Source organism: Clostridium perfringens ATCC 13124 (genome assembly GCF_000013285.1).
Taxonomy (GTDB): domain Bacteria; phylum Bacillota; class Clostridia; order Clostridiales; family Clostridiaceae; genus Sarcina; species Sarcina perfringens.
Genome location: NC_008261.1, coordinates 2,873,420 through 2,890,795 on the forward strand (window position 1 = coordinate 2,873,420; position 17,376 = coordinate 2,890,795).

Genomic DNA, 17,376 nt, shown 5'->3' on the forward strand with positions numbered 1-17,376 from the left:
AATTAAATGAATATATATTAAAAGTATATTACTATATTTTGGGGGAAAAATGGCTAATCAACATGATAAAGTACAATTGTTTATAGCCGAAGATTCCATTGAAGATGAATCTTTACTTATAAAAAAGCTTAGTATTGCAACCATTGATTCAATTAAAGATATTCTTCCTAAAGATATTGAAACAATGAACTGTTTAATTAATAAAGTAAAATCTGATATATGAGGAGGTATTTAGTTGAAAACTGCTGCAATTTATGCTCGTCGTTCAAAAGTTGTTGAAACTGGTGATTCTATAGAAAATCAAATTCAACTTTGCACTAATTACCTTAAAAATATAGGTATAAATAATACTCTTATCTATTCAGATGAAGGCTTTTCTGGTAAAAACACAGAAAGACCTGGATTTGTTAGATTAATGAACGATGCCAAGCAAAAGAAATTTGATACTCTTGTATGTTATAAAGTTGATAGACTTAGTCGTAATATTGGTGATTTCTCAAATCTAATAAATGAACTTGAAAAAAATGAAATTTCATTTATATCAGTAATAGAACAATTTGATACTAGAGCTGCAATGGGCAAAGCCATGATGTATATTTGCTCCGTATTTAGTCAACTTGAAAGAGAAACTATATCTCAAAGGGTTTGTGATAACATGTACTCTCTTGCTACAAATGGATATTGGCTAGGTGGTGAATTTCCATTTGGTTTCAGTAGCTCTAGAAAAAATTTTACTGATTCTTCTGGTAAGAATAGAAGTTACTCTGAGTTAATACCAATTGAAAAAGAAATAAATTTAGTTAAATTAATATTTAATAAATATATTGAATTAGGTAGCCTTTCTCAAGTTGAAAAATATCTACTTCAAAATAACATTAAAACTCGCCGAGGAAAAGATTGGAGTAAGGCAAGCATAAAAAATATTATTTCTAATCCTGTATATGTTAAGGCAAATGATAAAACAATAGAGTATTTTAAGTCCCAAGGAATAAAAACATATGGTGAACCTGATGACATACATGGCATATTAATTTATAAAAAACGAAAAGGTAAAAGTGGAAAAATACGTAATCCAGATGAATGGATTTATGCCGTATCTACTCATGAAGGAATTATTGATTCAGATTCTTGGTTAGAAGTACAAAAAATAGCTGAGATTAATAAATATAAAGCTCCTGCTTTAGGTAGTAGTCATAAAGCTTTACTAAGTGGAATAATTCGCTGTGCACAATGTGGAAGCTCTATGAGAGTATCATATGGGGTTCCAAATAAACTAACTAAAAAAAGAAAGCATTACTATATGTGTACTTTAAAACACAATTCAGGAAAAGTAAGGTGTGCAAGTAAAAATGTTGACGGTCCAGAAGTTGATAAATTAGTAATTAATAAGTTAAAAGAACTATCTTTAGATAAAAGCTATCTAGTTCAAAGATTGAAAGATTATAAAGAGTCTTTTGCTACTTCATCAGAAAATATTTTATCTAAAAATATTCAAAATGAAATATCTAAAAATAAAGAGCAAATAGATAACTTAGTAAATAATATTACTCTTACAGAAGACCCTCAACTTGTTCAAATATTACTTGATAAATTAACAAAATTAAAAAGTAAAAGTGTAGAGCTAACAAATTCATTAAATAAATTAAATGATGAATTAGCTAAACAAGATATTTTGATAAATAACTGTGATAATATCATACAAAAATTAAAAAACTTATCAGCTCTAATTGATGATTTAGACGTTCCACAAAAGAGAACCTTACTATCATCGGTAATTGATAAAGTTTTTGTTAATGGTGATACTGGAGCGGTGAAAATAAAATTTAAATCATTTAATTAAGGAGTATAACTATGAATATTATTAATTTTACTATTGCTATGTATTTATCAATATTTATCCATGAGCTTGGTCATTATTTGTCTTGTAAAGCCTTTAAAATTCCTGTAAAAACCTTCTCTATAGGCTTTGGTCCTAAACTCTTTAGGTTCAAAAAATTTAATACAGACTTTACTTTTAAGCTTATTCCTATGGGTGGTTATGTCTATAATGATGATAATGATTTAAATAAAATAAATATAATCAAAGAATATATTATTATTCTTTCAGGAGTTTTTATAAATATAATAGCTGCTATTATATCATTCTCACTTTTATTAGATAAGTCTTTAATTTTTATAGTAAGTTCTATATTTACAAATATCTTACCACAATTTTTACTTAAATTAATGAATTTATCTAATATTTTGGGTTCAGAATTGGCTTTAAGCTCTACACTTCCTGAAATATTAAACAACTCTAATTCAAATATGTTCTTATTAGTATTTGCTTCATTAAATTTATTTTTATTTGCTTTAAACATTTTACCATTACCTATTCTTGATGGTGGGCAATTAATAATGAGTATAATTAGACGCTGGGGAAATAAATCTCTTCACCGAAAGAATGTTACTAAAAAAATCTCTAATATTATTTACTTAATTTGCTATATTTTATTATTGTCACCTTTATTAATAAATGAATTTTTAAGATATTTTCATCCAATTCAAATATTCTTATTTTCAGTAATAGTAATACTGATTTCTTTGTTATTTAAAGTAATTACAGAAACTAATATATATAAAAACATAATAAAAAAATAGCTTGTAGCTAATACTACAAGCTTATTTAACCGAGGAGGATAAACATGAATACAAACGATTCTAAAAAACTTACTTCTGCATCGCATTTTTGTGATGAGAGCATCAGCTCTAAATATGAACATTCCACTATTCCATAAATAAGTCCCCTTTAATAAGAAGTCCTTTGCTACTTCTAAATTAGGTTTCTCTGTAAACCTTGCTATCTTGAAGGTAGGAATGTGTCCATTGACTCTATCGCCCATTTCTATATAGCCATAACCTGTCTCTGGTCTAGTTGGCTCTATTCCTATGGTAACAATAGCTCTCTTCTTATCCGCAATCTCTACGGCTTGTTCCAGAGTTTGAAGATAACTTTTATCTCCTTCTATATAATGGTCTGAAGGCAATACAATCATAACTGCATCCTTATCTTTCTTTAAAAGCTTAGCTGCTGAAAGACCTATACAGGTTGCAGTTTCTTTATTAGCAGGTTCAGTAAAGATATTTTCCTCTCTTATGTCTTTAAGTTCATCTCTTATTTTGTCTTCATACTCCTGGTTTGTCACTACATAAATATTATCTTTATGGATTATAGGTCTAATTCTATCCACAGTATTACTTAAAAAACTCTTCCCATTATTGTGTATGCTAAGAAATTGTTTAGGGTTTGAACTTCTTGAAAGTGGATAAAGTCTAGTACCCTTTCCTCCTGCTAAAATTAATGAGTAAAGCATGTTGCCTTCAACTCCGTTAATTGTTATAGTGTATTTTATGTGAAAATATTCCATTATGTGAGTATTAAAAAATTTAAGGCTTTAGTTTAAGTAAAAATACCATAACTAAAGCCTTTCCTCATTTATTCATATTAATTTATTTTATTTATAATTTTATAATAAAAAACTTTTTGCGTAGTCATATTAACTTAGAAAATTTATTTTAGAACTCATCTAAGCTAAGTAAATTCAAAGTTTTAAAAACCATTATTCTTAGAAACTTCTTTTATCCATCTTCCTGATTTTTTAATAGTTTTCTTTTGAGTTTCTAAATCTAATGATATAAATCCATATCTATTTTTATATGAATTTAACCATGACCAACAATCTATTGGAGTCCATAAATGATATCCCACACAATTTGAACCCTCTTCAATAGCCTTATGAAGCCATTCTAAATGCTCTATTATGAATTCAATTCTATAATCATCTTCAATTATACCTTCAGCATTTTTGAATTTTTCTTCGCCTTCAACACCCATTCCATTCTCTGAAATGAACCATTTTATGTTGCCATAGTTATCTTGCACATTTTTAGCTATATCATAAATTGCCTTAGGATATATTTCCCATCCTCTATGAGGATTCATTCTCTTTCCTGGCATATCATAATTATCAAAATATTTTTCTGGAGCCCATGTTTCTCCACCATATTCCTCTTCTCTAGCTTTAACTCTTCTTGGTTGATAGTAGTTTACCCCTAAGAAATCCACAGTATTATTTTTTATAACCTGTAATTCTTCCTTAGTAGAATTCCACATTACTCCATCTTTTTCTAAAACCTCAACTAAGTTCTTAGGAAATTCTCCTTTAGTTGCTGGATCTAAGAATAACTCATTGAAGAAAGCATTGGCAATTTCAGCAGCTCTTAAATCTTCTTTTGACTCACTTCTTGGATATGCTGGCGTTAAGTTAACTATTATTCCTATTTCTCCATCTTGTCCTAATTTTCTATACTCTTCTATGGCTCTAGCAGAAGCTAATGCTATATTATAGGCAGCTTGAAGCCCTCTTTTTCCATCAACTATACAAGGATAATGCCATTTATATAAAAACTGTCCTTCAATAATAACTATAGGTTCATTAAACGTAGCCCACTTCTTAACCCTATCACCAAATAAACTAAAGGCAGTCTTAGCAAATTTCGAAAATAATTCTACAACATGCTTTGATTCCCATCCACCATATTTATCATATAATTCAACAGGAAGATCAAAGTGATGTAAATTCATGATTATATCTATTCCATTTGCTAAACATTCATCTATTACACCATTATAAAATCTCACTCCATCTTCATCTGGTTCACCAGTTTCAAAATCTTTAATTAACCTTGTCCATTGAATTGAAGTTCTAAATGAATTTAACCCAATTTCTTTTAGCATTGCTAAATCTTCTTTGTAACTATTATAAAAATTTGATGCTATATTTGGTCCTATACCATTGTGAAATAACTCTGGATTTATATCGAACCAGTGATCAAATACATTATCATGTTTTTTATTAAACCTACCTTCTGACTGAGGTCCTGAAGTTGCAGCTCCCCACCAAAAGTTTTCTGGGAAAGTATATTTCATGTGAAAACCCCCTATACCTTTGTAAACTTTTTCTCTACTTAATTGTATATTTTAAAAAAACTTTTTTCTAGGGTTCTTATGTGGCTTAATTCCAAAAAAAGTGGTTAATTTCAAGAAAAAAAGATCTAAGTATAACTTAGACCTTTTTTCGCAAACCAATATTATAAATATAACTGTATAAATTTTAATTTAAACTCATAACGTCCCCTTTAAATGACCATACTTAATAAATTCTCTCAAAATTCAATAATAAAAATAATTTCTCAATATAAATACCCTAATATCTATTCATAAGTCGAAAGATATTCTAGCTTCTTCCCCGTCGAAGCTTATAAAATTCATGTAAGAACAATTTCTTATTCTTAAGTTTAAAATAAAATTTACTCATATTTTCAATAGTAATTGTACTAGAAGGCTCCCCCAAACCTTAAAGCTTAAAAACTTAATCTTAAATATGCTTATCATACCATTATTGGCTTGTCAGAAGTTCATCTATAAATAACAGGCATTAGTACATAGACGTAACTTTCAAAGATTGTATTCCTAATTTAGTTATATGTTTTTAGTATAAATTGAACACTTTATTTTAAATACTTTTTATCCGCTCATTGAAAACATATACAATCTTTAAGTATATTATACATAACTTTTTTAATCATTTCCATACAAATCCACTCATATTCATTCATTTTTTATTTATTTCATGATTTTTTTAACAATTGTTAACTTATTTTGGAAAGGAGCATACCTAATTTTTAAGTCTAAGAATGTTTTTCTATTCATAACGCCCTTTTTATTGGAAAATAAGTCAAAACTATACTTGCCATGATATTCTCCCATACCACTATTTCCAACTCCACCAAAAGGTAAATATGAGGATGATACGTGAACTAAGGTATCATTTATTGTTACTCCTCCTGATGATGTACTATTAAGAACTTTTTCAATTTTATTTTTATCCTCTGAAAAATAATATATGGCTAAAGGCTTATCCTTACTATTTACTAATCTTATTACTTCATCTAAATCTTCAAAAGGTAAAATTGGGAATATAGGCCCAAAAATTTCTCTTTCCATAACAGGATCATTCCAAGTTACATTTTTTAATATGGTTGGTTCTATTTGAAAAGTTTTTCTATTATAATTTCCTCCAAAAACTAATTTTTCTTTATCTATATATGAAAGTACTCTATTAAATTCTCTTTCATTTACCATTTTAGAATAATCTTCAGATTCTAAAGGATTATCTCCAAATTGATTTTTTATTTCTTCCTCTAATTTTTTTATAAATTCTTCTTCAATATCCTTATGAACATATAAATAATCTGGTGCAACACAGGTTTGTCCTGAACTCAATAATTTTCCCCAAACTATTCTTCTTGCTGCTAATTCTAACTTACAATCCTTATCAATAATACAAGGACTTTTTCCTCCAAGTTCTAAAGTTACAGGGGTTAAATATTGAGAAGCTGCCTTCATTACTATTTTTCCTACAGTAGCACTTCCAGTAAAGAAAATATAATCAAATTTTTCTTTTAAAAGTTCTTCTACAACTTCTTTTCCCCTTTCTGGATTAACATGAAGAACATACTTTTCATCAAATACTTTTTCTAATATTTCTTTAAGAATTTTAGATGTCTCTGGTGCTGATTCAGATGGCTTTATAACTGCTGTGTTCCCAGCTGCTATTGCTCCAATTAAAGGATCCATTGTAAGCATAAAAGGATAATTAAAAGGACCTATTATTAAAACAACTCCATAAGGTTCTAACTGTATAAAACTTTTTGCTGGGAATTGTACTAATGGAGTTTTTACTCTTCTTTTTTTGCTCCATTTTTTTATATTTTTAATGTGCATATTTATTTCATCATATACCATTGCCACTTCTGTAACATAGGATTCAAAGCTAGATTTCATTAAGTCTTTTTTTAAGGCTTCAAAGACTTTCTCTTCCTCACTTTTTAAAACATCTCTTAACTTCTTTAGTTTCTCTATTCTAAAATTTATATCCTTAGTTTCACCTGTACTAAAATATTCTCTCTGTTTATTTATTTTTTCTCTTAAGGTTTCCATAGAATTTCCCCTCCCTCATTATTCCAATTCCTTTTTTAATTTATTATATCTCTATTTTATTTAATAATAAAATATATCCTTTTAAATTTAATCACAAAAAGCGTGTATAAAAATTTAATAATAAATATACTTTGATACACGCTCTTAATATTAATTTCCTAATTTATAAATTAATCCTTCCTTTAATTCTCCATAAGGAATTTTAAATTCTCTAATACCTGAAGAGTATGGAGCTATTTCATACTGCTGAAAATACACTATAATTCCATCTCTATTTAAATAATAGGCTTGATTTTCATTAACTCCCTTAAACAAAGCTCCATTATCAAAATAAAGCTCCTTCTCTTTTTCAATATCCTCTCTTACCTTTTTATCAATTATACTTTTATAGTCAAATCCTTCTTTAAATAAATCTTTTAGTCTAAGCTCTTTTCCTGTTTTAAGATTATAATTATAACTTACTTTAGTCGTTAATCCATGAGCTCCACCAGTATATTGATAATATGAAACAGGTAAACTAATTACTTCATCTGTATTAAATGCTTCAAAAAGACTATATGCCTCCATTTTAGGCATTTCTTTTCCTGCCTTCTCATATTCTTTGCTGTACTCTTCTCCTAATAACTTAATGTCATTTATCCAATTTAAAGTATAATCCTCTATAGTTTTATTTATTTTATCTGTAACCTCTTTTTCTCCACCTTGAATTGATGGATATTTAACTTTAATTTCATACTTGTCAGTATTTTCTTCTATAGATTTTTCTATAACTTCTATTTTATTTATTTCTTCTCCTAAAACTACAGTAGAAAAAATAAGAAGTAATGACATAAGGCATAAAAAAATTTTTTTAAATTTCATAAAATAAACCTCCACTTTATATTTGGCTAATTTTATTTTTCTCTTAAGTGTTATAATTATGTATAATGTATAAATAAAATCTATTAAAAGCTGATTGGAGTGATATAAGTGACCTATCTTATTATATTGATAATTATTGCTATTATAGTTATTGTCTTTTTTTTAGCAACAGGTCTATATATATTTAAATCTACTGTAACTAGAGAACTTCACGATATAGAGAAAAGTTATACTAGATATGTAGAAAATAATCTTTTTGACGAAGCCTTATATAATTCTGCTTCTAAGGAAGATATTACTTTAAAATCCTTTGATGGTCTTAATCTAACCTCAACACTTATAATGAATGAAAATCCTACAAATAAATTTATAGTATTAGTCCATGGGGTTTCTATTTGTTATGTTGGTTCTTTAAAATATTTTGATATATTCTATAAAAATGGATTTAATGTTCTTATAGTAAATCAAAGAAGACATGGAAAAAGCGAAGGAAAATATTCCACATATGGTTTTTACGAAAAATATGATGTAAACATGTGGATAGAATATTTAAAATCTAGATTTGGCAATGATATAATTCTAGGTCTTCATGGTGAATCAATGGGGGCAGGAACAGTTATGGAGACTATTCCTCTAAATGATTCCATAAAATTTGTAATTGAAGATTGTGGTTACTCTAACTTTCACGAACTTATAGGATTTCAAATAACACATGCATATAAAAATAGACTTGTTAGAAAAATTCTTCGTCCAAGCCTTATATTTGCAAACTTCTTTATGAAAACTAAAGCTAAATTTTCTATGAAAAAAATAGTACCTATAGATATAGTATCTTCAACATCACTACCAATGATGTTTATACATGGAAAAGAAGATTATTTTGTACCATGGTATATGGCAGTAGATTTATACAAAGCTAAAACTAAAGGCTATAAAGAACTCTACTTAGTTGAAGGTGCCAAACATGCTGAAGCCTTAGAAGTTAATAAAATTCTATACGAAAAAAAGATAATGACCTTTATCGAAAAAGCATTATCTTTGTATAAGTAAAGTAAAAGTTTAAATTCTATATCAAGACATGTTTTAATAAAACTTACAAACAGTATGAAGAGAATATCTAGATGAGCTTTAGAATTTAAATCATTACGGAGAAGATATTACGTTAAAAAGCTGAGACTGTTCGAAGCTTTAGTAATATCTTTGGAGTAATGATTATAAATTCTTAGCGAAATCTAGTAATTCTCGGAATATGTTTGTAAGTTTTATTATTAACTTTTGATATATATCACTTAATTATTAAATTGAAGCCTCTTCAGTCTTTGAAGAGTTTTCTGTTAACCTGTTTATTTCAGCTAATTCTTTCTTAGTTAAGTATCTCCAAGATCCTATCTTTAGGTTTCCTAGGCTAACATTCATTATTCTTATTCTCTCTAATTTTTTGACCTCATATCCAAAATACTCACACATTCTTCTTATCTGTCTATTTAACCCTTGAGTTAGTATTATTCTAAATGAGTTTTTGCTTTCTTTCTTAACTAAGCATTTCTTAGTAACTGTTCCTAGTATAGGCACTCCATTGCTCATTCCTTTTATAAACTCATCAGTTATAGACTTATTTACAGTGACAATATATTCTTTTTCATGATTATTCCCAGCTCTTAATATCTTATTAACTATATCACCATCATTAGTCATAAATATTAATCCTTGAGAATCCTTATCTAGTCTTCCTATTGGGAAAATTCTTTTTTCATGATTTATAAAGTCAACTATATTACCTTTTATCTTGCTCTCAGTAGTACAAGTTATTCCAACAGGCTTATTTAAAGCTATATAAACTAGTTCATTTTCAACCTTTAGAGGTTTTCCATCAATAGATACACTTTGCCCCTTAGAAACCTTCATACCAGTTGTAGCCTTTAGCCCATCTATCTTAACTCTTCCTTGTTCTATAAGCTTATCAGCCTCTCTCCTTGAGCAAAATCCTGTTTCACTTATATATTTATTTAATCTAACTTTATCTCTTATTTCATTTTTATTTGATACTATAATAGTATTTTTTACTGAAGCCTTTTTAGCTACTTTTTGTTTATTATTTTTATTAGTTTTATTTAAATTTTTATCTTCACTCTTAAACTTTTTATTAGATAAACTCTTATCTCTTCTATTGTTATTTTTTGATGCTTTTCTCACTATAAATAATCCTTTCCTTAATTAATTTTTCTTCTCATATCCTGAATTATTTATTTTTATTCTAAAATTATTCTTTGCATTATCATCCTTATTTACACTCTCAACATATTCTGTAACCTTATTTAAATCTACAGTGTCTACCATTTTTCCAGTTATATAAACATCCACAATTCTATTAGGAGGAAGCATATCCTCTTCTTCAAAACCTTTTAAAATTGAGATCATACCATCTTCAAATTTCTTGTTTTCTAATTTTAGTTCTGTTATTAATATAGTTCCCTTTTCTGTTGGAGAATAACTATAAACTATTCTATCAAACCTATTCAATCCAATTTTAACCTTTGATGTTCCTTGAATTAATATGGTAGTTTCCTGTTGTTTATAAAGAAAAGTAACACTTCCTATAAGGACAAATGCAATTAAAGCCACGCTAACTATTAAGGTCTTGTAATGTCTTAAAGTTTTCTTCTCTTTTCCTGATAATTCTTCTCCAACTTTATTTTCACATCTTGTTTTTATTCTTATAAATTGTCCTTCTTTAGTTAATATTATGGTACTCTTTTTACCTTCTAACATAACTAATCCTTTATGAACAACCTCTTCCCCTTTTGTACCCTTTATAACAGCTAAGTTTTCTAAGTCCTTAAAATTTATATTTAAATACATAGCTAAATTTGTATAATCTGCATTATATAATAAAATTAAATACGCTATTAAATAATTTGACCAACTTATAATCTTTTCATTACTAAATCCTGTTTTTTTAGCTATGACCTTTGTTTTTAACTCTCTTCTATTTATTATCTTTCTTAATAACACTTCTTCATCTACTAGAAAATAGGCTATATTAAGAATTAAATTTCTTTCCTCAAGATTAAATTCTTCACTTGAAAGACTTTTTAAATCAACTTTAAATTTTCTAAGCTCTTTTATGAAAGTACTTATTTCTTTTTTCAATATGTTTTTATCTAGATTTTTCTTTATATTTCTAGTAGAAAACATATATTTATCTTTTCTAAAAGTTACTTCACTCACTCAAGCGACACTCCTTTATGTATATTTTATAAAAAATAAGACTAAGGCAAAAACCCAGTCTTATTCCACTAACTTTCCTTTTACTATAACCCTATTTTTAGCGTCAGTTGTACATGTAACTATAGTTATAGTAGCATCTTTTGTTGGATTTAAAGCCTCAGTTTCATTTGGAGTAACCTCATACATATCAGTTATTTCATAAGTATATTCTTTTCCATTGTAAGTAACTTTGACTTTATCCCCTTTTTCAAGCTTATCAATATCCTTAAAAGCTTGTCCAAAATATGATATTCTATGTCCTGCTATGGAGAAATTACCTTTTTCCCCTGGCATTGGTGACCCAGGAAAATGACCTACTACATACTTTATATCTTCATAGCTAACGCCTTCTATTATACCTATTTCTAAGTTTATCTTTGGAATATTTAAAATACCTATTCCTTTTCCCTCTTCAAGTTGTGCTTTTTCTGGCTTTTTGTCTTTTTCAACTTCAACCTTATCAGCTTTATTCTTTTCATCGCTATTTTCTTTAGTATTTTCCTTAGTATTTTCTTCTTCTAACACATCAGCATCTTTCTTTTCACCCTCTGGAACATCAAACTGTAAATTTCTAAAACTATCTAAAACAGCTTGCTGCTGTCTATAAGTATCATATTTCATCCAAATAGTTACTCCAATAAGTGATACTCCTGCCACTATTAAAAGAATACCTAATACATTTCTAATTTTTCCCCACACTTCTCAATTCACCCTTTCTATTTAAATCCCTTTTACATAAAGCTTCTAATAATATTACTACAGACTAAAATTATTTCTAATCAATTATTATAAGCTATTCTCTTTAATTAAATCTCAATTTATTATACCATAGCCCCCATGATATCTATATAAAATTTTATATTATAAATACATCTTTTACATAATTAAAACATATAAAGATTTTAATCTTATAAAGCTATATTTTTGTTACAATTAAGTTTAATTTTCTTTAATAGCTATTGATGCTTTGATAACATAACAGAATTATATATAATTAAACCATAAAAATAAATTTTCATTGAAAAAATAAATCTAAGAGGTGATAAAAATGAGAATAGGAATGGGATATGATGTTCATAAATTAGTTGAAAATAGAGATTTAATATTAGGTGGAGTAAAAATTCCTTATGAAAAAGGACTTTTAGGCCATTCAGATGCTGATGTATTATTACACGCAATAATGGATTCACTATTAGGAGCAGCGGCTTTAGGAGATATAGGAAAGCATTTTCCAGATACAGACCCTAAATACAAAGGTGCTGATAGCATAAAACTTCTAGAATTTGTAGGTGAACTTTTAAATAAAAATAACTATAAAATATCAAATATAGATGCAACTATAATAGCTCAAAGACCAAAAATGGCTCCTCATATACCTACTATGAGAGAAAATATAGCTAAAGCATTAAATATAGACTTAGATCAAATAAATGTTAAAGCAACTACTGAGGAAGGACTTGGTTTTACTGGTTCTGGAGAAGGAATCTCATCTCAAAGTATTTGTCTTTTAGTAAAATAAAAAAATAGGCCCAATTAATAAAACTTACAAACATATCTTGAGAATTATTAAATATCCTCTTCATATTGTTTGTAAGTTTTATTTTCTATAGCCTATCTTTTTTTACTTTATACTAAAATTTATTAAACCCCTTTTATATAAATCCCCTTTTTAACGCTTATTGCTTTTTAATATTTTATTCAACTGCTATAGCATTTAACTCCCCACTTTTTTCAGCACTTTCTTTCTTTTGGAAAAATGCTATGAATGCTATTGCACTTATACCCATTAAATATGGATAGAATAAAAATTTCATTATTTCAAATGAACTTAATCCAGTTAAAGCCGCCGCTGACATTAATTGTGCTCCATATGGAATTATTCCCTGAACTGCACAAGAGAACATATCTAATATTCCTGCAATTCTTTTTGAATCTAAGTTATATTCATCTGAAATATCCTTTGCTAAAGGTCCAACTGTAACTATAGCAATAGTATTATTTGCAGTACATGCATCAACTAAGCTTACTAATAATCCAATACCAAATTCAGCCCCTTTTTTGCCATTGATTCTCTTAGTAACTAAGTTTAATACATAGTCTATACCACCATTTTCTTTTATTATTTCAACAATTCCCCCAATTATTATTGAAATTAATATAAGTTCACTCATTCCCCCTATACCAGTTGATATTGAAGTAAAGAAAGTCTTTAAATCTAAAGATCCTGTAAAGAATCCAATTGCTCCAGCTAATACTATCCCACCTGATAATATAGCAATTACATTAGCCCCCATTAATGCAGCTATTAAAATACCTAAGTAAGGAATAATCTTAATAAAATTATAATCGTATTGGCCTACTGATGTATTAGCCCCACTTCCTAAGAATGTATATATTACAATTACTAAGATAGCAGCTGGTAATATAACCTTAAAGTTTATTTTAAACTTATCCTTCATTTCACATCCTTGAGTTTTTGTTGCTGCTATTGTTGTATCAGAAATCATTGATAGATTGTCCCCAAACATAGCTCCACCTACTACTGCCCCAACTATAAGTGGTAATGCGATATTAGTCTTATCTGAAATTCCCATTGCTATTGGAACTATAGCAGCTATTGTTCCCATTGACGTTCCTAAAGATATAGCTATAAATGATGATATTATAAATATTCCTGCTACTAATATATTTTTAGGTAATATTGTTAGCCCTAAATTTACTGTAGATTCTACAGCCCCCATATTTTTAGCAACCTCTGCAAAGGCACCAGCTAATATAAAGATTAAGCACATTAAAATTATATTGCTATTACCAGCCCCCTTACAAAATATCTCTATGTTCTTTTCAAGTCCTCTTTTTCTATTTGTAAATATTCCAAATAAAACTGCAATTATTCCTGGAACTAAAACAGATACAGAGTAGAAATCTTTCATTACTAATGAAGTTCCCAAATAAATCGATACAAAAATTATTAATGGTAATAATGCTGAAAACTTTCCTTTTTTCATTTTCTCTCCTCCTAATCTATTTAATAAATCTATCCTTTATCCTACAAAATAAAAAAACTCCTATCCTAGGATAGAAGTTATTATTCTTACAGACTCTCTTTCTTATCTCTCAGTTTCTACCGCAGGATTTAGCACCGCTATAAATCTTTGCATGGGAAATTACTACTGATTTTTCTCATTTTAAAATTAGCATTGTTTTAACCGCAAAGAATTACCGGTTGCTGGGTTTCACAGGGCCAGTCCCTCCACCTCTCTTGATAAGATTTATTAAATTTTGTTTTTTTAATAGTATCATTCTAAAATTACTTTGTCAATTTATTTTTTTGACTTTAATAATTTATTTACTTATTAATTTATATAACAAACTTTCAAGTAATATTCCTTCATTTGGAGGATAATCAAACTTTTCGCTATATTCTATAGCTTCTGCAATAAAATTACATGACTTCTCCAATGCTTTTTCAATACTTTCCCCTCTTAATATCCATCCTATTAGCAATGAGGCAAAAGCATCACCTGTTCCACAATAAAAAGCATTTATTCTTTTATGAGAATAGGTGTAAAACATTTTTTCTTCTCTATCATAGAGTACAGTATCAATATATTCATTTCCTCTTGAACTTGTTACACTTGTTATTATACTTATTTTAGGTCCTAAATTCCCTAGACCTACTAAATATTCTTTTATCTCATCTTCATTTAGAGATTCTTTATATTCTTTTCCTAAAAGAAAAGAAGCTTCTGTAATATTTGGAGTGATTATATCTGCACTTTTTATTAAAGTTCTCATTTCTTCAATCATTTTTTCACTCATACCATCATAAAGCTTACCATTATCAGCCATAACAGGATCTATAACTACTAAAGTATTCTCTTCCTTAAAATCTTCTATAAATCTTTCAACAAATTTAACTTGATTAGGATCAGCTAAATATCCACTATATATGCATTGAAAATTTAAGTTAAGTCTTTTCCAATGATCTTTGGTTTCATATATAAAATCACTTAAATCTCTAATTGCTGGTTTTCCAAATCCATCTGTATGTGTTGACAATACTGCTGTTGGAAGTGGACATACTTGATTTCCCATTGAAGATAATATAGGTATTATTGTTGCTAATGCTGCCCTCCCATAGCATGAAATATCATGAATAGCAGCAATCTTATTCATAGGTTTCATTTCTATCTCCCCTTAAAAATCTGCTTTTAAATAAAATTCTTATTAACTAGTATTATATTAATTTAATTTTTTTATATCAAATGTACCCATACTTTTATGTAAAATAAAAAAAGCATCGCTTATAAAACGATGCTTGGTGCACCATCAGGGATTCGAACCCTGGACTCCCTGATTAAGAGTCAGGTGCTCTACCAACTGAGCTAATGGTGCATATTGTATTTTTTAAAATAATTTTACAGTAAAACTTTAAAAAATGGAGCGGGTACCGGGAATCGAACCCGGGTATCCAGCTTGGAAGGCTGGTGTTCTACCATTGAACTACACCCGCTTAGTATGTTTATATATTAACATACTGTTAATATGCTGTCAAGTTTTTAAACCAAGTTAAAAAACTGGCTGGGATAGCAGGATTCGAACCTGCGAATGACGGAGTCAAAGTCCGTTGCCTTACCGCTTGGCGATATCCCAGTATGGTGTACCTTAAGGGATTCGAACCCCTGACCCACGGCTTAGAAGGCCGTTGCTCTATCCAGCTGAGCTAAAGATACAAACTTGAATCAACAAAAATTATTATACATAGTTATTTAAAAAATGTCAACATTTTTTTCAATTTATTTTATATTTTTATTAATACTAAGCGATTTCAATTTTAAAATATCAAGAAAATTTAATTTTATACAATATCTTCTAAGTGTTTAAATAAAACTTTTTTAAATTTTTCCTCATCTTCTTTATTCTTATGAGCATTTTCACAAACTTTAAACCATTCTTCTGTAGTCATTCCTATAGTTTTTTCATATGAATCCTCACTATCTGTTTGAAGATTAGTTTCTACTACAAACTTTCCTAGCTCTTCAGCACTGCCAAAAGCTTTTAAGTATAAAAACTCATCATCATTTCCAAGCCAGTTATTATTAAATCTACTACAGAATATTTTTATTTTCCTCATTCCATTATCAGCACTTAACCCTTTTAATTTTCTTAATGCTACAATGTCATTTTTCATTTTTTCTTTTTCTTCTTCTGTTGATTTTCTATTTATCATAGAAATTATTTTTTCTACATCAATTGAAGGTATATGAGTTATTAATTTCTTTTTCCCTTCAACCCACTTATAGTATGCTTCTGGCATAAATACATACTCTATAAATTCTATTAATCTGTTAAAGTTAGGTACCATAACCCAAACATTTTGAAATCCAACTTTTCTATTGAATATTACATAATGTAGGTATTTCGTATCTTCAGTTATAGGTTCATCCTTAAACATTCTTCCTTTTAGGGTTTCATTTTTTGTTATTAATTCCCTCCAAAATTTCTCGGGATTTTCTTCTATCTTTGATCTTCTATGAAATAAGTTATGCATCTCAAAACCCCCTCATATCCTTTATATTTTAATTATATTGCTAACTTTTTTTAACAGCAAAGTGTAAAAAATACTAAATTCCTTTGTATACCTTAATCTTTATCTGAAAAGCTCCGTTATATTGATTAAACTGTTTTTTTATGCTATTTTATTACTATAAATGGGTATTAAAATGTTAAGGAGGATTATATGTCTTATTATTGTGAAATTTGTGGTGATTATGCAGATGTTCATCACATAGTTCATAGGTCAGAAGGCGGTTTAGATTTTAAACTTAATTACAAGTATTTGTGTAAAAAACATCACAGGTCTAAAATAGGCCCCCATAGAGACAAAGTTATAGATTTAAATTATAAACTTGAAATGCAAAACAACCTAAGAGAACTCTTTATAAAAAGTTTTTACACTGGTAATGACATAAAAATTATGTTAGGTCTTACCCCTGGTTCTTTAAAAAAATTAACTAAGAACCTAAAACTTTATAAAGAAGGATACTCTAGTGATGATTTAATATTTAATCTCATGGGAAGAAAAGTTTATTCAGAAGAATATATAGAAGATTTCATATTGCAAAAAGCAATAAGTTGTATATAGAAAGCTGTATCAAAGCTACTTCAATTTTGATGCAGCTTTATTTTTATTAATTAATATA

General features: G+C 28.0%; 15 protein-coding genes, 4 tRNA genes, 1 pseudogene and 1 riboswitch. Of the genes and pseudogenes, 6 read left to right on the plus strand and 14 right to left on the minus strand.

The window, feature by feature from the left end; translation table 11 throughout:
• Positions 1–49 precede the first annotated feature (49 nt).
• The 3 genes from CPF_RS14905 to CPF_RS15270 are packed head-to-tail and all read left to right on the plus strand — an operon-like array spanning position 50 to position 2,640.
• The gene (locus CPF_RS14905) at positions 50–223 is read left to right on the plus strand and encodes a hypothetical protein (RefSeq protein WP_011591118.1); all 174 of its coding nucleotides are present in this window, start codon (positions 50–52) and stop codon (positions 221–223) included.
• 12 nt (positions 224–235) lie between these two features.
• Positions 236–1,840, plus strand: coding sequence for a recombinase family protein (locus tag CPF_RS12720; protein ID WP_011591119.1), 1,605 nt, complete (start codon positions 236–238; stop codon positions 1,838–1,840).
• A gap of 38 nt (positions 1,841–1,878) precedes the next feature.
• Entirely contained in the window at positions 1,879–2,640 is a 762-nt protein-coding gene (locus tag CPF_RS15270; protein WP_392387276.1) for a site-2 protease family protein, read from the plus strand.
• 83 nt (positions 2,641–2,723) lie between these two features.
• Here CPF_RS15270 and CPF_RS12730 read toward each other — a convergent pair.
• The 4 genes and pseudogenes from CPF_RS12730 to CPF_RS12745 form a co-directional block, all read right to left on the minus strand.
• Positions 2,724–3,353: pseudogene (locus CPF_RS12730) on the minus strand (mannose-1-phosphate guanylyltransferase); the annotation flags it as partial.
• Positions 3,354–3,589: 236 nt separating this feature from the next.
• A complete protein-coding gene (locus CPF_RS12735; RefSeq protein ID WP_003467493.1) occupies positions 3,590–4,969 on the minus strand; it encodes a glycoside hydrolase family 1 protein in 1,380 nt (459 codons plus the stop codon).
• A 696-nt stretch (positions 4,970–5,665) separates the two neighbouring features.
• Entirely contained in the window at positions 5,666–7,042 is a 1,377-nt protein-coding gene (locus CPF_RS12740) for an aldehyde dehydrogenase (protein ID WP_011591122.1), read from the minus strand.
• Between the two features lie 150 nt (positions 7,043–7,192).
• The gene (locus CPF_RS12745) at positions 7,193–7,903 is read right to left on the minus strand and encodes a DUF3298 and DUF4163 domain-containing protein (RefSeq protein ID WP_011591123.1); all 711 of its coding nucleotides are present in this window, start codon (positions 7,901–7,903) and stop codon (positions 7,193–7,195) included.
• Positions 7,904–8,011: 108 nt separating this feature from the next.
• Between CPF_RS12745 and CPF_RS12750 the strand changes: the two genes are divergently transcribed.
• A complete protein-coding gene (locus CPF_RS12750; protein WP_003462281.1) occupies positions 8,012–8,953 on the plus strand; it encodes an alpha/beta hydrolase in 942 nt (313 codons plus the stop codon).
• A gap of 246 nt (positions 8,954–9,199) precedes the next feature.
• Here the strand turns inward: CPF_RS12750 and rluF are convergent, their stop codons facing one another.
• From rluF to CPF_RS12765, 3 genes are read right to left on the minus strand one after another with little or no spacing between them, the layout of a single operon-like run.
• Complete coding sequence (gene rluF / locus CPF_RS12755) at positions 9,200–10,096, minus strand: 23S rRNA pseudouridine(2604) synthase RluF (protein ID WP_003467491.1); 897 nt, start codon at positions 10,094–10,096, stop codon at positions 9,200–9,202.
• A gap of 21 nt (positions 10,097–10,117) precedes the next feature.
• Complete coding sequence (locus CPF_RS12760) at positions 10,118–11,131, minus strand: anti-sigma factor domain-containing protein (protein WP_003467523.1); 1,014 nt, start codon at positions 11,129–11,131, stop codon at positions 10,118–10,120.
• A gap of 60 nt (positions 11,132–11,191) precedes the next feature.
• Positions 11,192–11,869, minus strand: a complete 678-nt coding sequence (locus tag CPF_RS12765) for a class D sortase (protein WP_003467492.1) — start codon at positions 11,867–11,869, stop codon at positions 11,192–11,194.
• 349 nt (positions 11,870–12,218) lie between these two features.
• Between CPF_RS12765 and ispF the strand changes: the two genes are divergently transcribed.
• A complete protein-coding gene (ispF, locus tag CPF_RS12770) occupies positions 12,219–12,689 on the plus strand; it encodes a 2-C-methyl-D-erythritol 2,4-cyclodiphosphate synthase (RefSeq protein ID WP_003457926.1) in 471 nt (156 codons plus the stop codon).
• Between the two features lie 175 nt (positions 12,690–12,864).
• On the opposite strand, the gene CPF_RS12775 is transcribed toward ispF, so the two are convergent.
• The 7 genes from CPF_RS12775 to CPF_RS12805 all read right to left on the minus strand — a co-directional run bounded on the left by CPF_RS12775 (position 12,865) and on the right by CPF_RS12805 (position 16,724).
• On the minus strand, positions 12,865–14,178 hold the full coding sequence (locus tag CPF_RS12775) for a Na+/H+ antiporter NhaC family protein (protein ID WP_003457854.1): 1,314 nt from the start codon (positions 14,176–14,178) through the stop codon (positions 12,865–12,867).
• Between the two features lie 99 nt (positions 14,179–14,277).
• Positions 14,278–14,442: riboswitch (SAM riboswitch) on the minus strand.
• A gap of 73 nt (positions 14,443–14,515) precedes the next feature.
• Positions 14,516–15,358: a pyridoxamine kinase gene (locus CPF_RS12780; RefSeq protein WP_003457860.1), complete on the minus strand. Its 843-nt coding sequence runs from the start codon at positions 15,356–15,358 to the stop codon at positions 14,516–14,518.
• A 134-nt stretch (positions 15,359–15,492) separates the two neighbouring features.
• Positions 15,493–15,568, minus strand: a tRNA-Lys gene (locus CPF_RS12785).
• 44 nt (positions 15,569–15,612) lie between these two features.
• A tRNA-Gly gene (locus CPF_RS12790) sits at positions 15,613–15,686 on the minus strand.
• Positions 15,687–15,751: 65 nt separating this feature from the next.
• A tRNA-Gln gene (locus CPF_RS12795) sits at positions 15,752–15,826 on the minus strand.
• A 3-nt stretch (positions 15,827–15,829) separates the two neighbouring features.
• Positions 15,830–15,906, minus strand: a tRNA-Arg gene (locus CPF_RS12800).
• Positions 15,907–16,031: 125 nt separating this feature from the next.
• On the minus strand, positions 16,032–16,724 hold the full coding sequence (locus CPF_RS12805; RefSeq protein WP_003454455.1) for a hypothetical protein: 693 nt from the start codon (positions 16,722–16,724) through the stop codon (positions 16,032–16,034).
• Between the two features lie 189 nt (positions 16,725–16,913).
• On the opposite strand from CPF_RS12805, the gene CPF_RS12810 reads away from it, so the two are divergent.
• Positions 16,914–17,318, plus strand: a complete 405-nt coding sequence (locus tag CPF_RS12810; protein WP_003454383.1) for an HNH endonuclease signature motif containing protein — start codon at positions 16,914–16,916, stop codon at positions 17,316–17,318.
• Positions 17,319–17,376 lie beyond the last annotated feature (58 nt).

Coding starts and splice junctions, on each gene's coding strand:
- CPF_RS14905 (WP_011591118.1), top strand. CDS start 50: ATGGCTAATCAACATGATAAAGTACAATTGTTTATAGCCGAAGATTCC.
- CPF_RS15270 (WP_392387276.1), top strand. CDS start 1,879: ATGTATTTATCAATATTTATCCATGAGCTTGGTCATTATTTGTCTTGT.
- CPF_RS12735 (WP_003467493.1), bottom strand. CDS start 4,969: ATGAAATATACTTTCCCAGAAAACTTTTGGTGGGGAGCTGCAACTTCA.
- CPF_RS12740 (WP_011591122.1), bottom strand. CDS start 7,042: ATGGAAACCTTAAGAGAAAAAATAAATAAACAGAGAGAATATTTTAGT.
- CPF_RS12745 (WP_011591123.1), bottom strand. CDS start 7,903: ATGAAATTTAAAAAAATTTTTTTATGCCTTATGTCATTACTTCTTATT.
- ispF (WP_003457926.1), top strand. CDS start 12,219: ATGAGAATAGGAATGGGATATGATGTTCATAAATTAGTTGAAAATAGA.
- CPF_RS12775 (WP_003457854.1), bottom strand. CDS start 14,178: ATGAAAAAAGGAAAGTTTTCAGCATTATTACCATTAATAATTTTTGTA.
- CPF_RS12780 (WP_003457860.1), bottom strand. CDS start 15,358: ATGAAACCTATGAATAAGATTGCTGCTATTCATGATATTTCATGCTAT.
- CPF_RS12805 (WP_003454455.1), bottom strand. CDS start 16,724: ATGCATAACTTATTTCATAGAAGATCAAAGATAGAAGAAAATCCCGAG.
- CPF_RS12810 (WP_003454383.1), top strand. CDS start 16,914: ATGTCTTATTATTGTGAAATTTGTGGTGATTATGCAGATGTTCATCAC.